The sequence below is a fragment of the Rhodococcus sp. 14-2470-1b genome, from assembly GCF_002259415.1.
GTDB lineage: Bacteria > Actinomycetota > Actinomycetes > Mycobacteriales > Mycobacteriaceae > Rhodococcoides.
This window is the reverse complement of the sequence record NZ_NPFY01000005.1, coordinates 1-17,210: the sequence shown is the minus strand read 5'-3', so window position 1 is coordinate 17,210 and position 17,210 is coordinate 1. Positions and strand designations below refer to the sequence as shown.

General features: G+C 62.6%; 15 protein-coding genes, 1 tRNA gene and 2 pseudogenes. 10 read left to right on the top strand and 8 right to left on the bottom strand.

Annotated features, from left to right (window positions below; translation table 11 throughout):
* Positions 1–263: 263 nt before the first annotated feature.
* The 6 genes from CH293_RS03200 to efeU form a co-directional block, all read right to left on the bottom strand.
* The gene (locus CH293_RS03200) at positions 264–905 is read right to left on the bottom strand and encodes a dihydrofolate reductase family protein (protein ID WP_094719355.1); all 642 of its coding nucleotides are present in this window, start codon (positions 903–905) and stop codon (positions 264–266) included.
* 92 nt (positions 906–997) lie between these two features.
* Entirely contained in the window at positions 998–1,387 is a 390-nt protein-coding gene (locus CH293_RS03195) for a hypothetical protein (RefSeq protein WP_255122683.1), read from the bottom strand.
* Positions 1,388–1,411: 24 nt separating this feature from the next.
* Positions 1,412–1,939: a DUF3558 domain-containing protein gene (locus CH293_RS03190; protein ID WP_094719354.1), complete on the bottom strand. Its 528-nt coding sequence runs from the start codon at positions 1,937–1,939 to the stop codon at positions 1,412–1,414.
* Positions 1,940–2,073: 134 nt separating this feature from the next.
* On the bottom strand, positions 2,074–3,318 hold the full coding sequence (gene efeB / locus CH293_RS03185) for an iron uptake transporter deferrochelatase/peroxidase subunit (protein ID WP_094719353.1): 1,245 nt from the start codon (positions 3,316–3,318) through the stop codon (positions 2,074–2,076).
* Positions 3,299–4,465, bottom strand: coding sequence for an iron uptake system protein EfeO (gene efeO, locus CH293_RS03180; RefSeq protein ID WP_037143971.1), 1,167 nt, complete (start codon positions 4,463–4,465; stop codon positions 3,299–3,301). Before efeO ends, efeB begins: the two co-directional genes overlap by 20 nt.
* Positions 4,462–5,319: an iron uptake transporter permease EfeU gene (efeU, locus tag CH293_RS03175; RefSeq protein WP_094719352.1), complete on the bottom strand. Its 858-nt coding sequence runs from the start codon at positions 5,317–5,319 to the stop codon at positions 4,462–4,464. The genes efeO and efeU overlap by 4 nt, the downstream gene beginning before the upstream one ends.
* A 155-nt stretch (positions 5,320–5,474) precedes the next feature.
* On the opposite strand from efeU, the gene CH293_RS03170 reads away from it, so the two are divergent.
* The 10 genes and pseudogenes from CH293_RS03170 to CH293_RS27810 all read left to right on the top strand — a co-directional run bounded on the left by CH293_RS03170 (position 5,475) and on the right by CH293_RS27810 (position 15,639).
* Positions 5,475–6,197 (top strand): lytic transglycosylase domain-containing protein, encoded by a 723-nt coding sequence (locus tag CH293_RS03170; RefSeq protein ID WP_052068135.1) that lies wholly within the window; start codon positions 5,475–5,477, stop codon positions 6,195–6,197.
* Between the two features lie 246 nt (positions 6,198–6,443).
* Positions 6,444–7,730 (top strand): phosphopyruvate hydratase, encoded by a 1,287-nt coding sequence (eno, locus tag CH293_RS03165; RefSeq protein WP_037110694.1) that lies wholly within the window; start codon positions 6,444–6,446, stop codon positions 7,728–7,730.
* 29 nt (positions 7,731–7,759) lie between these two features.
* A complete protein-coding gene (locus tag CH293_RS03160; protein WP_230595799.1) occupies positions 7,760–8,440 on the top strand; it encodes a septum formation initiator family protein in 681 nt (226 codons plus the stop codon).
* Positions 8,437–8,964 carry a DUF501 domain-containing protein gene (locus CH293_RS03155; RefSeq protein ID WP_094719351.1) on the top strand — a complete coding sequence of 176 codons (528 nt, stop codon included), beginning with the start codon at positions 8,437–8,439 and terminating at the stop codon, positions 8,962–8,964. Before CH293_RS03160 ends, CH293_RS03155 begins: the two co-directional genes overlap by 4 nt.
* Positions 8,961–9,905, top strand: coding sequence for a Ppx/GppA phosphatase family protein (locus tag CH293_RS03150; protein ID WP_094719350.1), 945 nt, complete (start codon positions 8,961–8,963; stop codon positions 9,903–9,905). Before CH293_RS03155 ends, CH293_RS03150 begins: the two co-directional genes overlap by 4 nt.
* Before the next feature lie 118 nt (positions 9,906–10,023).
* Positions 10,024–11,454 (top strand): short-chain fatty acid transporter, encoded by a 1,431-nt coding sequence (locus tag CH293_RS03145; RefSeq protein ID WP_094719349.1) that lies wholly within the window; start codon positions 10,024–10,026, stop codon positions 11,452–11,454.
* A gap of 46 nt (positions 11,455–11,500) precedes the next feature.
* Positions 11,501–11,577 (top strand) — tRNA-Leu (locus CH293_RS03140).
* A gap of 451 nt (positions 11,578–12,028) precedes the next feature.
* Positions 12,029–13,215 (top strand): annotated as a pseudogene (locus CH293_RS03135) (integrase).
* A 176-nt stretch (positions 13,216–13,391) separates the two neighbouring features.
* The gene (locus tag CH293_RS03130; RefSeq protein ID WP_176459891.1) at positions 13,392–14,951 is read left to right on the top strand and encodes a hypothetical protein; all 1,560 of its coding nucleotides are present in this window, start codon (positions 13,392–13,394) and stop codon (positions 14,949–14,951) included.
* 28 nt (positions 14,952–14,979) lie between these two features.
* Positions 14,980–15,639, top strand: coding sequence for a hypothetical protein (locus CH293_RS27810; RefSeq protein ID WP_141217134.1), 660 nt, complete (start codon positions 14,980–14,982; stop codon positions 15,637–15,639).
* 318 nt (positions 15,640–15,957) lie between these two features.
* On the opposite strand, the gene CH293_RS03120 is transcribed toward CH293_RS27810, so the two are convergent.
* Both CH293_RS03120 and CH293_RS03115 read right to left on the bottom strand, forming a co-directional pair.
* Entirely contained in the window at positions 15,958–16,323 is a 366-nt protein-coding gene (locus CH293_RS03120) for a hypothetical protein (RefSeq protein ID WP_141217133.1), read from the bottom strand.
* A 49-nt stretch (positions 16,324–16,372) separates the two neighbouring features.
* A pseudogene (locus CH293_RS03115) lies at positions 16,373–16,834 on the bottom strand (ATP-binding protein); the annotation flags it as partial.
* Positions 16,835–17,210 lie beyond the last annotated feature (376 nt).

Genomic DNA, 17,210 nt, shown 5'->3' with positions numbered 1-17,210 from the left:
CACGAACTGGGGCGCCGCCCCCCCCCGTGCGGCCGTTTGGGGGCCGCGGTGGAAGAGGGCACTATTAGAACGCTCGACGGGGGGGGGGGGGGGGGGGGGGGGGGGGGGCTGGTCGGCCGGTTCCGGAGCGAATGTGACGTTCGGTCAATGTTGCGCGTCTGGAGTGCTCAGACGCTCACCTATGTGCTGGACGCACCGCTCAGTGCTAGCACCTGGGTGAGCGTTTGGCACGTGGGTGAGCATCTGGTGAAGGCATCGAGAGGTTACTTACGCCAGAACAGGTGATGGGTGACGCCGCTGGAGCTGGGTACCGCTTCGTGTTCGAATCGGTCGTCGAGTTCGTTCGGGGAATCCCAGAGTTTCAGCCCCGACCCGAACTCGATCGGTGCGACGGTGATGTGCAGAGTGTCCACCAGGTCGGCGTCGAGGAACTCGCGGATTGTTGTGACTCCGCCGCCGAGTCGTACGTCCTTACCGCCGGCTGCCTGCTTCGCTTTGTCCAACACATCTGCCGGAGAGCTGTCGACGAAGTGAAACGTCGTGTCGGAGAGCTCGATCGAGGGGCGCTCGTGGTGAGTGAGCACGAACACCGGAGTATGGAACGGCGGCTCGTCACCCCACCATCCTTCCCACTCGTGATCCTCCCAAGGCCCGCGTTGAGGTCCGAACTTGTTTCGACCCATGATCTCGGCGCCGATGTTGTTCGAGAAATCGCGGGCGAAGTAGTCGTCCAAGCCTCGGGAACCACTGGAACCGGCGTTGCCCGGAAAACTTGCCGTGGCAAAGAACCACTTCATCAGCGTCAGATGGTCGAGACCGAACGGGTTCTCGAGGCTCTGGTCGACGCCTGCGGCGACCCCGTCGGCTGAGATGGTGAAATTCTGTACCCGCAGTAGCTGTGCCATGTGTCTCCCCGCTTCGAAGGTGCCGTTCCGGAGTGTAGACCCGGCATCGGCGCAATCTTCATCGCCGACGGCGGCGGGGACTGGCCGTTGGATTAGTTGGGGAACCTCTGCGCGACGTCGGATGCGGTATCCGCATCGATGTCCGTGTAGTGATTGAAGAACTTCTGGAATACCGCCTGCATTTCCTTCACCACTTGAATGTGGCTGTCGATGACGCCGACCATGCTGTTCTGTCCGCCAGCTGCTTTGTCGGACAGTATCTGCGCGAACTGTCTGCCCATCTCGAAGTCCCCGTAACCATCGATCTTGGCTAAGCGACGCGCCGTCTCACGATGTCGGTCGAGTCTGTCGAGGTAGTTGACACAGGTCTGATCGCATTGTCTAGCGGTATCTGCGTCCAAGTACAGCTGACCGTTGTCGGCAGCGACGGCCAAACTCTGCCAGTAGGTAAGTCGAGGTGCAATCGGGTGCTCCGGCGACATCAGAATCTCCTCTGCTGCAGTCTTCTACGATTTCGGCACAGCTGGACTTATGGAACGAGTATGGCGAACGACAACCTCGCACAGGTCTCCCGAGAATTCCGACGACCCTTTGCGTGACGCGCTGAACAAGGCGAGACCAATCGCGGTATCGAATGCGATCTCGCATGAATTCTCGGTGTCGGTGACTCTTGACTGGTAGACAAGTGCACTTCGACCAGCGATCTCGACTCCTTCGAAACCCGAGTTCTGAGGGTTTCCGCGTACGTCGTTCAGGTCGTAGTCGGGGGTGAAGTAGACGTCGAGCGTGTACCAATCGTCCTGACCGATCGATTCCCAGCCGCAGATGGTCCAACCTGGGGTGGTGTAGCCCTTGTCTGCCATGGAGTCTTTTGACGCTGGGTCGAGTCCGGCGGCGGTGATGGTGGTGTCGGGGATGGTGCAGGGGTCGAAGGTCTGGTCGGTGGGGGAGTCGTCGATGGCGTTGCCGGTGATGTCGGTGGAGCAGCCGACCAGCAGTGCGACGCTGATCGCCGTCAGACAGGCCTTACGCATCGTTTCCCCCTCGCAGAATCACGTCGTCAGGTTAGACGCACCCGAGGTCGGATCGGTTCCACTTCGGTAGGAGACGTTCTCGTCGAGCGGCCTGGATGCGCCACGCACGCTGTCTGCTCGCATGAATGAACCATTCAAGCGAAGAGGGTAGACCCCCAGAACTCCGATTCACCCAAACCGGGCGGGCAGGCGAAGACGGCGGAGCCGACGTGTTGGATGTATTCGTTCAGTAGGTCTTTGCGTGCCAGGGCGAGCTGCATGGGCACGAATTGAGTGAGCGGGTCTCGGCAGTAAGCGATGAAGAACAGTCCAGCGTCCAGGTGACCGAATCCGTCGGAGCCGTCGGTGAAGTTGTAACCGCGCCTGAGGATTTGGATGCCGTCGAGGTTCTCCTTCGACGCGAGACGCACGTGGGCGTCGGAGTCGATCAGCAATCCTTCAGAACCTTTGGAGTCGAGGTCGAGCGCGTCGAATTCGTCTGTCAGACCCAAGGGTGCCCCGCTTCCCTTGCTGCGCCCGATGACTCGTTCCTGCTCCTTCAGCGTGGTCCGATCCCAGGATTCGATCAGCATGCGGATTCGACGCGCAACCAGGTACGAGCCTCCGGCCATCCATGGTTGATCGTCGTCTTTCCCGACCCAGATGTAATCGTCGAGCAGTTCGGGATCCTCGGCTTTGAGGTTGGCCGTTCCGTCCTTGAATCCGAACAGATTTCGTGGTGTCGCCTGACTGGTCGACGTCGACGACGTGCGCCCGAATCCGAGTTGGGACCACTTGACGGACACGGTGCCGAATCCGACGCGTGCGAGGTTGCGGATGGCGTGGACTGCGACCTGCGGGTCGTTGGCGCAGGCCTGGATGCAGAGGTCGCCGCCGGAGCGTCGTTCGTCGAGATTGTCGGCTGGAAAGTGCTGCAAGTCGGCCAGGGACGACGGCTTGAGATCCGCAAGCCCGAAACGGGTGAACAGTCCGGGCCCGAACCCGATGGTCAGCGTCAACGACGACGCGGACAACCCCAATGCCTCACCGGTGTCCGACGGCGGTCGGTACTCTCCCGCGCCGACGGCGCCACCGTCGAACGTTTCTTCACCCCGGGTGAGCCGCTCCGCCATGAGCGTCCACTTCTGCAGCAGCGCAACGAATTCGTCGCGTGACTCGGTGGTGATGTCGAATGCGACGAAGTGCATGCGGTCCTGTGCCGGGGTGACGATGCCGGCCTGGTGCGCTCCGCGAAATTCCACGATGTCCGACGGCTGGTCCTCGTCCGACTCCGCGCATGCCGCCACGGCTCCCGTCCCGACGAGGGCCGCGCCCACCCCGACGGCGCCGAACAGGCGCCGCCGAGAGAAGCGAGAGGTATTACTGTCCGGCAACGACACCCTGTACCTGACTTACCTCGGCGGACAGTGCATCGATCTTGTTGGAGAGTTCCTGACGCTGGGGTTCGGTGACGGTGTCGTAGAAGACGAAGCCGTCGCCCTGGCGGTATTCGGCCAGTTCGGCGTCGAGCTCGGCGAAGCGTGCATCGATGGCCGATCCCAGTTCTGCGTCGTTCTGATCGATGATCGGACGCACTGCGGCGACTGCTGCCTGGGACCCGTCGACGTTCGCCTGGAAGTCCCACAGGTCGGTGTGCGAGAAGAAGTCTTCCTCACCGCTGATCTTGGTCTTGGCGACCTCGTCGAGCAATCCCTGGGCGCCGCCTGCGACCTGAATGGGGTCGATGGTGAAGTCCTCGGCCTTGACCTTCTCGGCCAGTTCTGTGATGTCGGCCTGAAGCTGATCGGCCATCTGGTTCGTGTCGGGCTGCAGGCCCTGCTCCCAGAGGTCCTTTTCGATGCGGTGGAAGCCGGTCCAGGTGTCACCGGGCTCGACGTCCGGTTCACGCAGATCGATGCGCGGGTCGAGGTCGTCGGGGAACGCTTCGGCAACCGGTTCGATTCGCTCGTAGTAGCTGCGGGTGATGGGGAACTGGGCCTTCGCGGACTCGATGTCGCCGGACTTCACGGCGGCGACGAACGATGCCGTGGTCTCCTGGAGGGCGTCGACCTGGCTGACGACGTATCGCTTGTAGCCGGTTGCGGCCTCGTCGAGCAGCCCGTTCTCGTCGGCCTGACGGACGGCGTCGCCGGAGACGACGAAGTCCGCGCGGATTCCGTCGCCGACCATGCCTGCTTTGCAGGCGGTTTGGTAGGTGCCCGGGTCGGGAAGGGCGACGATGAGCTGACGCGTCAGGCCCGGCCCGATGTTCTCGACCTCGCCCATCACACGGTCGCCTTCGCCGTAGACGTAGAACTCGGTGACCTTGGTTCCGTTGTTCGTGATCTGGAACGTGGAGTTGCCGGTCGTTCCTTCGGACGTCGCGACGTCGCACGTGGTGTCGGTGGCGGCGACGGCGATGTCGCCGGAACCGGACTCGGATCCGCCGTCGGACGTCGATTTCTCGGTGCAGCCTGCGAGGGCGAGCGGCAGAACCGCAAGTGCGGCCAGCGCGTAGGTGGTACGGCGCAAGGGAGTGCCTTTCATGAGGTGACTGCAGGTTCGGGTACGCGAACCGGCAGAAGGAAGAGGTAGAGAACGACAGCGAGGTAGAGCACCCATCCGGTGACCTGCAGGACGGTGGGTTCGGGTCGGAAGTTGAAGATGCCGGCGAGGACGGTGCCGTACCAACTGGAGGCGTCGAACTGCGCGGTGATGTCGAAGGCCGTCGAACCACCGCCGGGCAGAACCCCGCCGATCTGCAGTGCACGGATTCCGTACGCGAGAATGCCTGCCGCGACGACGATCAGGAAGATGCCGGTGTATTTGAAGAACACCGCGAAATTGATTCGGATGGCGCCGAAGTACAGCAGAACCGTCAGTCCGGCCGCGGCGACGATCCCCAGCAGAAGTCCCAGCAGCGGCCACGAACTGCCGCCCGTGTTCTCCGCGTATCCGACCATCAGCAACGCAGTTTCGACGCCTTCGCGCCCGACGGCGAAGAACGACAGCGCCAGGACGGCGAGTGGTCCGACGGTCAACGCTCGCTCCATGCCTGAGCGGAGCTCGCCGGAGATGTCCTTGGCGGCGGTGCGCATCCAGAGCACCATCGCGGTGACGATGCCGACGGCGACCAGCGAGGCGGCTCCGGCGATGATTTCCGCCGTCAAGCCCGTGACCGTCGACGTTCCGTAGTGGATGACGAAGAAGATCGCTGCCACCATCGCAACCGCCAGTCCGACTCCCAACCAGACCCACTTCAACGCGTCGCGCCGATCGGCTTTCACGAGGAACGCGACCAGGATCATCACGACGATGCCCGTCTCCAAGCCTTCGCGGAGGCCTATCAGCCCGCTCCCGAACATTTGGGTGGCGATGGGCGGAGCGGCAATGACGGACACGTTCGATGCTCCTGAAGCGTTTGCGAGAAAGGGTAGGGAACCCTCATGTGGTTGAGAGCAACATACACCCTCGAGCAGACGGCAAAACCTCTTTGACCTGCGCATACTCGGCGCTTTAGGTTTCTATTACTTTTGGTGTGCAGGATGGACCTGTGATGAACCGAGTGGCCTACGCCGTTGCAGCGGTCGCAGTGGGTCTACTGGCTGCGGCGTGCGGCTCGTCGGAACCGCCGCGTGCGATTCCCGAAGGCATTCCCCCCGGAGCGGGAACGCCGGTGCCGGAGATCGACTTCAACGCACAAGGGAGAACGGCAGACCTACTGCTCGACTGGGCGGAACCACAGGCCGACGCCATGAACATCTCGGTACCGGCGTTGGCGGCATACGGGCATGCAGCCGCGATCATGTCGGACACGGCTCCTGGCTGCGGCATCGCCTGGACGACGCTTGCCGGAATCGGCTACATCGAGAGTCGGCACGGCACGTACCAGGGCTCGTCCGTCGCGCCCGACGGTCTGGTGTCGCCCGCGATTCGCGGCATCCCATTGGACGGCGGACCGGGCGTCGCCGAGATTCCCGACACCGACGGTGGCCAGCTCGACGGCGACCCAGTGCACGACAGGGCGATGGGCCCGATGCAGTTCATTCCCGAGACCTGGAAGAAGTGGGGTGTCGACGCCAACGGCGACGGTATCGCCGACCCCGACAACCTCGACGACGCAGCTCTGACCGCAGCTCGCTACCTCTGCGCGCGCGGAGGTGATCTGCGTACCGCGGAAGGGTGGGAGCGGGCACTCATGGCGTACAACCAGTCCGGGGTCTATCTCCGAGACGTCCGCGACGCTGCAGCCGCCTACTCAGTCGGCACCACTGCGTGACTCCCAAGGCTCCGCAGGCTCCGCTCCTGACTTTCCCTGGTCACTCCGCAGGCTCCGCTCTTGACTTTCCCTGGTCACTCCGCAGGCTCCGCTCCTGAATTTCCCTGGTCACTCCGCAGGCTCCGCTCCTGAATTTCCCTGGTCACTCCGCAGGCTCCGCTCCTGTGCGTCGCGGGGACGACAGGCGAGCAGCTAGTCTGACACCCGGCACTTACCCGCCCGCCCCCGTTACAAGGAGAAGCATTCGTGGCCATCATTGAGCAGGTCGGAGCTCGCGAGATTCTCGACTCCCGTGGCAACCCCACGGTCGAGGTCGAGGTCGCACTGGACGACGGAACACTGACCCGCGCAGCGGTTCCTTCCGGAGCGTCCACCGGTGAGCACGAGGCAGTCGAGCTTCGTGACGGCGGCGAGCGATACGGCGGCAAGGGCGTCGAGAAGGCCGTCAACGCTGTTCTCGACGAGATCGCACCGGCTGTCATCGGCCTCGACGCCATCGAGCAGCGGGCCGTCGATCAGGCTCTTCTCGATCTCGACGGCACTCCGAGCAAGGCCCGACTGGGCGCGAACTCCCTGCTCGGCGTTTCGCTCGCGGTGGCGAAGGCAGCTGCGGAGTCCGCTGGTCTCGAGCTCTTCCGGTACCTCGGCGGCCCGAACGCCCACATCCTTCCCGTACCGATGATGAACATCATCAACGGTGGCGCGCACGCGGACAGCGGCGTCGACGTGCAGGAGTTCATGATTGCACCCATCGGTGCGCCGACCTTCAAGGAATCCCTCCGCTGGGGCGCCGAGGTCTACCACTCCCTCAAGTCGGTTCTGAAGGCCAAGGGCCTGTCGACGGGGCTCGGCGACGAGGGCGGCTTCGCGCCCGACCTGGCCGGAACCAAGGAAGCACTGGACCTCATCCTCGACGCCATCGCCAAGACCGGCCTCAAGCCCGGCCAGGACGTCGCGCTCGCGCTCGACGTCGCGGCGACCGAGTTCTACACCGCGGGCACCGGCTACGCCTTCGAGCGCGCCACCAAGTCCGCTGAGGAAATGTCGGCGTTCTACGGCGAACTCGTCGACGCGTACCCGCTCGTCTCCATCGAGGATCCGCTGGACGAGAACGACTGGGACGGCTGGGTTGCCCTCACCGAGAGCATCGGTGACAAGGTGCAGCTCGTCGGCGACGATCTCTTCGTCACCAACCCCGAGCGTCTCGAGGACGGCATCGTCAAGGGTGCGGCCAACGCGCTGCTGGTGAAGGTCAACCAGATCGGCACGCTCACCGAGACCCTCGACGCCGTCGAACTCGCGCACCGCAACGGTTACAAGACGATGATGAGCCACCGGTCCGGCGAGACCGAGGACACCACCATCGCCGACCTGGCGGTTGCCGTCGGCAGTGGTCAGATCAAGACGGGTGCGCCCGCTCGTTCCGAGCGCGTGGCCAAGTACAACCAGTTGCTGAGAATCGAAGAAGCCTTGGGTGACGCGGCGCGTTACTCGGGTGAGCTGGCTTTCCCCCGGTTCAATTACGAGGGATAGTTTCAGTTCGATTCGACGAGGGTGGTTGCATGGCGGCACGACGGGGAAGATCCGGGACCAGCCCAGGTGGGCGTGATCCCCGGCCTCGTGGTCGCTCTGCATCCCGGGGCCGGACGTCCGGAGCTGCGTCGGGAGACGAACGCAGCTCCGGTCAGCCGGCGCCGGAGCCGTCCGATCAGGCGCGTGACGCCGTGGTCGGCGGCAAAGCAGCTCCCCGACGCGTGGGCGCGCGGGCTTCGTCCGGCGGTGAGCGCACGTTTCTCGGCCTTTCCACGGCCAAGGCCGTGGTCTTGGCCGTCGTCGTGTGCGCGTTGGCGTTGACGCTCGCGATGCCGCTGCGGACCTACTTCTCGCAGCGCGCCGAGCTCGAGCAAGTTCTCGCTGATCGCACCGGACTCGAGCAGGACGTCAAGGACCTGGAGCTCGAGAAAACGCAATTGAACGACCCGACGCGCATCGCGTCGGAGGCTCGTACTCGTCTGCGCTGGGTCATGCCGGGGGAGACGCCGTACACGGTGCAGTTGCCGGGGGACGTCGGGCCGCCGGTGGACGACGTGGAAACGACCAAGCAATCCGAGGGCCCGTGGTACCGGGACCTGTGGGAGTCCGCGGTGCAACCGCAGGGGCCTGTGGAGGAACAAGAAGTGGTGCCGGATCGGGCTGTTCTGCCCGAGCCTGCCCCGGACATCGAAGGAGGACCGGTCGGGTGAGCTCGGCAGTCTCGAAGGAAGATCTCGACGCCGTAGCGGCTCAACTCGGACGCGAACCCCGCGGTGTTCTCGCCATCGCGTATCGATCCCCGGACGGTAGGCCCGGTGTGGTGAAAACTGCCCCCAAGCTGCCCGACGGCACTCCGTTCCCCACGCTGTTCTATCTGACGGATCCACGGTTGACGGCCGAGGCCAGCCGTCAGGAATCCGCGGGTGTGATGCGCGAGATGACTCTCCGGTTGTCCGAGGACGAGGAGCTTGCCGCCGGCTACCGTCGCGCGCACGAGTCCTATCTGGCCGAGCGTAACGACATCGAATCTCTCGGAACCGATTTCACCGGCGGAGGTATGCCGGACCGAGTCAAGTGCCTGCACGTGTTGATCGCTCACTCCCTCGCCAAGGGGCCGGGCGTCAACCCGCTCGGTGACGAATCGGTGGCGTTGGCCGCCGAGACGTCGTTGCGCGGCAACGCAATTCCGGCCGACTGGCCGACCATCGCCGAACTTCGCGGAGAGACTTCATGACTCGGGTAGCAGCCATCGATTGCGGCACCAATTCCATCCGCCTGCTCGTTGCGGACATCAAAGACGGTGTCCTGACGGATGTTGCCCGCGAGATGCGCGTCGTGCGCCTCGGCCAGGGAGTCGACGCGACGGGTTCCTTTGCGCCCGAGGCGATCGAACGCACCCGCGTCGCGCTCGAGGAGTACGCCGGCATCATTCGCGAGGCCGGTGCGTCGGCGCTGCGCATGGTCGCGACGTCCGCCACCCGCGACGCAGCGAACCGCGACGACTTCTTCGCGATGACACGAGAGATCCTGGATCCCATCGTGCCCGGTTCGGTCGCCGAGGTCATCACCGGTGACGAGGAAGCACGGCTGTCCTTCGCCGGCGCCGTCGGTGAACTCGATGCCAAGGGTGCACCTTTCGTGGTCGTCGACCTCGGTGGGGGGTCCACCGAACTCGTTCTGGGTGATCGCAAGGGTGTGCGTGCGGCGTTTTCCGCCAACATCGGGTGCGTCCGTCTGACCGAGCGTTTTCTGCACTCCGATCCGCCCACCGCCGACGAGATCGCCGGGGCACGCGCATACGCCCGCGAGAAGTTGGAGGAAGCGTTCGAGGACGTCAACATCGGCGAGGCCTCGAGTTGGGTCGGCGTCGCGGGCACCATGACCACCATCGCCGCCATCGCTGCAGGTATGCAGGAGTACGACGCCGACAAGGTCCATCTGACGCGGGTGTCCTTCGGGGACCTGTTCGACGTGTGCGACCGTCTGATCGGGATGACCCGCGCAGACCGAGCGGCGTTGGGGCCCATGCATCCTGGACGGGTCGACGTGATCGGTGGCGGTGCCATCGTGACCAGCGTCCTGGCCGAGGAGTTCGAGCGTCGCGGTGCCGTCAGCACCCTGGTGGTCAGTGAGCACGACATTCTCGACGGCATCGCCCTGTCCGTGAAGGCGTAGTTCTGCAGATTCGCAGGTAGTACCTGCGGCGATGCTCCTTGCATCGGTGTCCGATTCGGTGAACTCTGTGACGTGCGACACGCACGCGCAGGGGACTACGCCGAAACGAGGATCATCGATGACGACGACGCAGGCACCCGCCGAGAAGGGCTTGGCACGGCTCGCGCAAGGACTGGCCCGAGCAACCGAGAAATGGTTTCCCGACGCCTACATCTTCGCTTTGGTGGGCGTTGTCGTCGTCGCGGTGGCGGCGTTCGCGAACGGGTCGTCGCCGCAGAACGTCGTCGACGCCTTCGGTGGGGGTTTCTGGGATCTGACGGCGTTCACCCTGCAGATGGCAATGGTGGTGCTCACCGGGTACGTCGTTGCGACGTCGCCTCCGGTAGCGCGGCTGATCACCCGGCTGGCGCTACTACCTCGTTCACCCAGTAGCGCAGTGAGTTTCGTGGCCTTGCTCTCCTGTACGGTGTCGTTTCTGAACTGGGGACTGAGTTTGGTCTTCAGCGGTCTGCTCGCTCGCGCGATCGCGCGACGGTCGGACATGCAGGCCGACTATCGGGCTCTCGGCGCCGCAGCCTTCATGGGGCTCGGTGCGGTGTGGGCGCTCGGAATGTCCTCGTCCGCGGCACAATTGCAGGCAACTGCGAGTTCCCTGCCCGGACCGCTGCTGCAGATCACCGGTATTCTCGATTTCGGCAAGACCATCTTCACGTGGCAGTCGTTGGTGACCTGTTTGATCATCACGGTGATCACCGTCGTGATCGCGCATCTGTCCGCTCCGAAGGGCGCGGCGATCAAGACTGCGGAGAGCATGGGCGTCGATCTCGACGACACGATCGACGAGCCTGCTCCGCGGTCGCGTCCCGGCGAGTGGCTCGAGTACAGTCGGGTCCTTCCGTTGCTGATCGGTGCAATGACGCTGGGATGGCTTGTGTCGCAGCTACTGACGTTGCCCGTGCTGTCGGTGGTGTCGAGCCTGAACGGCTATCTGCTGGTTTTTCTGATCCTCGGTCTCGTTCTGCACGGAACGCCCAGAAGGTTTCTCGACGCAGTGTCCAATGCAGTGCCGGCCACCGCGGGCATACTCGTTCAATTTCCGCTGTACGCGGCGATGGCTGCCATTCTGGTCGAGGCCGAGGGACGGGGAGGCGTCACGATCTCCGAGCACCTCGCGAACTTCTTCACCGACATCGGCAGCGGCGGCGGCTTTGCTGTCGTCATCGCGATCTACACCGTGATCCTCGGGCTGTTCGTGCCCTCCGGCGGAGGTAAATGGCTGGTCGAAGCGCCCTACGTCATGCAATCGGCTACCGACGTGCAGATGAACCTTGGCTGGACCGTCCAGATCTACAACGTCGCCGAGGCACTGCCGAACCTCATCAACCCGTTCTTCATGCTTCCACTGCTCGCCGTACTGGGCCTGCGGGCCCGCGATCTCATCGGATTCACTTTCCTGCAGTTCATCTTCCACTTCCCGGTCGTCCTGCTGCTGGTGTGGCTCCTGGGCATGACCTTCGACTTCGTGCCACCGGTCATCCCCGCCCAGTAGCGGACCGATATGATCGTCACCGCTGGAACCAGCGTTCCCAGCAATCGCCCCTATAGCCCAATTGGCAGAGGCAGCGGACTTAAAATTCGCACAGTGTCGGTTCGAGTCCGACTGGGGGCACCAGAGTCCATATGGATCCAGATTTCTGGACCAGGACAGTGCTTTTCGGGTGGTAACGTGGACGTTGGTGGTGTCCCATGGATGTGATTGGACAACCGAGGCAGCGGATTTCAGATCCGCAAATTGGCGCAATTTCATTGGTCGAGCCTTGCGTTTCCGCTGGTCAAGCGGTTGGGGCTTGCTATATTGGTCGCTCGGTGTCACAACGTTGTCACAACTGCCGCTTCAGGGTCCATTTGGACCCAGTTGGACGGATGGAGACACGACAACCTTGCGTGCGGGAGTGCCGCCGCACCAACGGATCCCCGATGCGAGGACCGCTATTGTGGGGGTTGGGCGGGTCTGTCGGACGTAGCCCACGCAAATTGCATTTTCCGCAGCGTAAACGATGAAACGCCAGTTCAGCACAGTTTTCCTCCGTAGACCTGTCAGAGAGGTGCTCTAGGCTGCCGATATGAACTCTGGACCAGGCCTGACACCTGCGGTCGGAGCAACGGCGGTCTCTGTCGTGCTTGCGTCGACGGCAGTGGAGCCCGAGATCCCGCCGGCAGTGGTCAAGCGGATCGCGAAGGCCGTCGAGTCGTCAAGGTCGGAGGGCACTCGGCGTACCTACGCCGCGGGATGGCGACGCTTCACCAGCTGGTGCGAGAGGGAGGGACATGCCGCGTTGCCCGCACATCCGGTCACCGTCGCCGCCTACCTCGTCGACGCCGCCGACACCCGAACCGAAACAGGGGAGCGGGCCTACGCCGTCGCCACTTTCGGCACCTGGATCGCCGCGATCAACCACCAGCACCGCACCACCGGCCACCTCTCCCCGTCCGCACACGAACTGGTCACTGCAACCTTGTCCGGGATACGGCGCGAGTACGCCGCGGCGGGGGACCGGCCCCGAACCCCGCGAGATCCATTGTTAGTGGACGACATCAAGGTCCTCGTCGAGACTGCACGGACGCGGTGCCGTGGCTGGGCCGACGAGGTCCTCGAACGTCGGGATTCGGCCATCTTGTTGCTCGGGTTCGCCGGCGCCTTCCGCCGCAGCGAGTTGTCAGAGCTCGTGTGCGGGGACGTCACCGTGCACCGCCACGACGGCCTCCACATCCGACTGCGGAAGTCGAAGACCGACCAAGAGGGCAGGGGAGCTGTGAAGGCCCTGCCGTACACCGAGTCCCACGAGACTTGCCCACCCTGCGCCTACGTCCGGTGGGCACAGGTCGTCGCCGCATTCGACGCCGGTGGCCGCCCCTCAATCATCCGCCTACTGCGGAAACGAGAACCGTTCACCGAACACGTATGCCGCGGGGGAGTACCTCGCACCGCCGCCCGCGCACCGCCGCCCGCGCACCGCTGCTCCGCACAGTCGCGAAGAACGGCAACCTCGGAGACACTCCGTTGTCCGGGGCCGCGATCCCCCAAACTATCCGACGCCGCGCCGAGCACGCCGGCTACGACCCCACCGCGCTGACCAAAGTCGGCGGACACTCACTCCGCGCCGGGTTCGTCACGCAGGGCACCCGCAACGGAGCCGACGGTTCCGCTATTGCCCGCCAGACCGGGCATGCCAGTCTCGACTCCGTCGAGGTGTACCGGCGCGAACACGCGCCACTGATCGGGAACGCGGTCACCGACATAGGTCTGTAGCAAATGATGCCACTCGCAAGACCGGTGAAACGCCTCTATAACTGGCATCCGGTCGTCGCTGTCTACTCCACATTCAGGACCTGATGGAACCAGTCCCGCGGGTCGACAAATAGGTTGCCGATGTGGCAAACGGTTCGTGTACAGGGCTTGTCAGAACTTGGTGAGACAATAAGTCCGTGACGATCACCATACCAAGTGGCCAGCCAACATTGCGGTTCATGAGATATGTGCGCCCGCCTACTGGAGACGGAGCAAGCGACGGTCCACTCTTCCCTCTTCGTCCTGAGACACGTCCGCTGAGAATTGGAATCGATGTCACGACTATGTCATCGCCACCCACAGGACTGTTCGCGCGGTTCCTCGCGCGTCCAGAGATCGATGTGCAGTTGATGCTTCCAACCGACATGAACGTGCCCCCAGCATGGCTCGCGGTTTTGAACAACCCACTGATTCGGCGGGTGGGATTCTCGTCAATCGCGAATGCCCGCCGTGTGCTCGATACAATTCAATTCGGTGTTGCGACCGAAGAACAGCGTAAATCGTCTCGAACTAAAGCCCATTTTTTCGACGTCTACCAACAGCTCGATGCACAGACTGCACCTGCGGGTGCCACCACAATTACCCAAGATCAACGGCACCACGCCGCTGCGTACGCTGCTGCCGCCGCAGCTGTCGGCATCGACGTCATCGTCTCGTCGTCAATTACAGTGGGTCGACCAGATGTTGCTGACAACGACGTGGTGGCAAGCGTGACACCGGACGAGGCCGTCGCCGTTATCGGCCACTATCTGCGGATTACAGCCAATCCTATTATCGACGTACGACGCGGGCAACTAGCTGGCGGAACCTGGGAGTCGACTGAGTCCACGGCCACCATCGAGAATTTCTACGACTGGGGCGTCGTGTCGGACATGACTTACTTCGACGTCGCCCCGATGCTCGCCGAGACTATAGGCGACACCGAAACGGTGACCGCTCTCAAATCCATTCGGGTCCGTCTCGCCCGCGCCGCCCGAGCATTCGATGACATGTTGGCAGCGCTATCAAACCCCATAACTGGCACCAGACGTGCCGACGTTGTCGAGACTGCAGCAGAAGCGTTTGACCGCCAGCTGCTTTATCTTGCAGCCACATTCGACATCTACGGAAGGCGATATCCGTTGCTGATCGACGCGACGCGGGACCCCGCACGATTCCGCCAGTCTCTTGACGGAAAGGGGTACCTAAAGGACCATCTGGAGAAGGAGTTTGCCGATGACGATTACGGCATGTCCGATGTCAGGCGGCTTCACGTGTACGCAGGGGTGTGCAAGGTTCTGCGCAACCACATCCATGACGGAATTCTTCCTGTCGATCAGCACCCGGGACGCGCCTACGGTAATTCGATGAATATTGCGCTGAACCTGAGCTCGATGCCCGAGCTTCTACCAGGGGGTGACGCCAGGATGACGCAGGGTGTTTACGACTCACTCGGCGTCTGGCGGACTGATCCCGTGGGAATTTCAGGGCGGCCGGTCATCGTCGCAGATCTCGCGACAGCTGGATATACACTCATGGGCACCGGACTTGCTTTAATAGAAGCCTTCACGAAGCTAATCGTACGAACCAAGCCGCGTGCGGCGTCGAATCCAAGCAAACTTCTCGGGTGTGTGCAAGCGCAACCAGGTGAGGTTGAGCCACCGCCTCCTGAACGAGCAGTTTTCCACAACGCTCTCTTCGGCTGGCACAAAGCTTAGGCAGAGCCAATAAGATCAGGAGATCGCCTTGGAAATCTCAGCGATTGCTAGTATTTCGGCAGCAACCATTGCTCTTGTTGCACTGTTCTTTACTTGGCGCCAGGTCAGGGCCGCCGATGAACAGACCGAGATGCAACGCCAAGTTCGGCGAGATGCCGTACAGCCCTATGTTTGGGCGGATATTCGGCTACACGAGCAGCACGGTCAATTCTTGATGCTCGTCCTAAAAAATGAAGGGCCGACTGTCGCAAAGACCGTGACTTTGTCGTTTGACCCGCCTCTCCCACAAGAATGGAGGCAAGGACGCAATGTTGGGCCAGCATCATCTACACGACCAGGTGTGGCTATATTCAAGGCGCTTCCTCCAGGTCGCGTGATGCAGTGGCATCTGGGCGTCCATACCGACGTCTTCAGCAGCGAAAACGGCACGATGCCCACCCGTTTCACTGTGACTATTGAAGCCACCGGCCCTTCAGGGCCCGCCGATACGTTGACGTACGAGATTGACGTCGGCGAATATCTATCCGCCGCTATGACGGTGCCTGGAACGCCATTGTCGATCGCTAAGGAGATCAAAGACGGGACGGGATTACTGAGCAAGGCGCTTAGTACAGTCGCTAGCACCATCTCCAACCTACCGACGTACGTACCCGAACCAGTTAACGCAAACACTGACAACACGCAATAAAAATGCGCCACCGTGACACCTAAGCATCTGCGATAAGCTGGCCGGACTGCCCTGGCGATCGACATCACGTTCCCATTGGACATCGCGGGGTTCGCCGGTCCCAACAGTTCTTGAGGATCACGCATCGGTGACTTGAGCGTCGACGGAGGACAGATGACGGTCAGCACCATGTCCGCAACGGCCTACCACCGCACCGTCAACGTTTCTTGACGGTGCGGTAACTGGCCAGCCGACCAGCACGACCTGCCCGTTGATTCGACGAACGCTGATGTCTGGGATGCAGTCCTCGTTCCCTAACGCTGTAATCACATAGCGTGATTACGCTAGCTCACGCGCATTCCATCGAACCTCGCGTAGCCGTCGTACGTAGTCGCTTTCAGACGCTGGGTGCATCCTCGGTACGGTCACCACCGAGAAATCCGCGTCGGTGAAATCGTCCTCACTCAGGTGGACACCTGCAAACGTCTCCAGCGCAGCGAACAACGATTGAGATATTTCCATGCCATTCAGCCTGTCGCCTGCTGATTTGTTCGGCGATACGGTTGACCAAACGCTATCGAACGTTCCTGGATCGCGACCCGCCCATGGAGAATCTCTGTCGTGCTGTTTCGGATCGATCGAGACTTGCAGGACACCGCCGGTCCACACAGTGAGCAGATATCTACCCTCGGTGACGGCGCTCATCGAAAATGCTCACCTTCGCTCCGCGAAAGTGCTCACCCGGTAGCGGTGATCACTGTAGCGGTTGACGGGTCCCGGTGACGGCTTTGCGGAGCTTCTCCGAGCGTGCGTTGTGGTCGCGGAGCCGGTAGGAATCACCGGACATATCGAGGACTACCGATCGATGGAGGAGACGGTCGAGCATGGCTGCTGCGACGGTGTCGTCACCGAGAACCGTTCCCCACGAACCGACACCGCGATTGCTGGTGATCACGATCGATGTCTTCATATACCGTTGTGAGACAACTTGAAACAACGCCGAAGCCGCCTCTCCCGGCAACGGCAGATACCCGAGTTCGTCGATTACCAACAGTGTCGGCCCGGCGTAGAACCGCATCGTCGTCGCCCACCGGCCTTCGATCGCAGCCCGGTGACATCGAGCGGCGAGATCGGCGGCGGTGGTGAAATACGTCCGATACCCGGCATGGGCTGCGGCCCGTGCCAGCCCGACCGACAGATGCGTCTTCCCGACTCCGACCGTTATCTATGGGTTGGGTCAGAACGGTGGTTCGTGTGCGGGTCAGGTTGTCGTTTCGATTGATTCAGCAGTGTGTTGGGTGATGCCGCGGCGGGCCATTTCGCGTCGTAGGTCGAGGTTTTCGCCGTGGGCTTGTTCGAGCGCGTCGCGCAGAGCTCGGGTTTGCTGTCGGTGACGTTTCTTGAGTTCAGTTATCTGTTGTGTAAGCGTGATGACCAGCGGGTTCTCGTCGGTGGCGATGGGGCGTGCGGTTGTCGTTGAGAGGTGCTTCCCGTGGCAGGTCCCCGATAGTCGGACCACCGCGTTCTAGAGCCACGGTGTGATTGATTTCAGTCGATCTCGCAGCCGTCCACCGGTTGGTGGGTGTGGGTGC

Bases quoted from the DNA above. Each gene is read 5' to 3' on its own strand.
- CH293_RS03150 (WP_094719350.1), top strand. From the start codon at position 8,961: ATGACTCGGGTAGCAGCCATCGATTGCGGCACCAATTCCATCCGCCTG.
- CH293_RS03120 (WP_141217133.1), bottom strand. From the start codon at position 16,323: ATGAGCGCCGTCACCGAGGGTAGATATCTGCTCACTGTGTGGACCGGC.
- CH293_RS03160 (WP_230595799.1), top strand. From the start codon at position 7,760: ATGGCGGCACGACGGGGAAGATCCGGGACCAGCCCAGGTGGGCGTGAT.
- CH293_RS03195 (WP_255122683.1), bottom strand. From the start codon at position 1,387: ATGTCGCCGGAGCACCCGATTGCACCTCGACTTACCTACTGGCAGAGT.
- CH293_RS03190 (WP_094719354.1), bottom strand. From the start codon at position 1,939: ATGCGTAAGGCCTGTCTGACGGCGATCAGCGTCGCACTGCTGGTCGGC.
- CH293_RS03170 (WP_052068135.1), top strand. From the start codon at position 5,475: ATGAACCGAGTGGCCTACGCCGTTGCAGCGGTCGCAGTGGGTCTACTG.
- efeO (WP_037143971.1), bottom strand. From the start codon at position 4,465: ATGAAAGGCACTCCCTTGCGCCGTACCACCTACGCGCTGGCCGCACTT.
- CH293_RS03200 (WP_094719355.1), bottom strand. From the start codon at position 905: ATGGCACAGCTACTGCGGGTACAGAATTTCACCATCTCAGCCGACGGG.
- CH293_RS03145 (WP_094719349.1), top strand. From the start codon at position 10,024: ATGACGACGACGCAGGCACCCGCCGAGAAGGGCTTGGCACGGCTCGCG.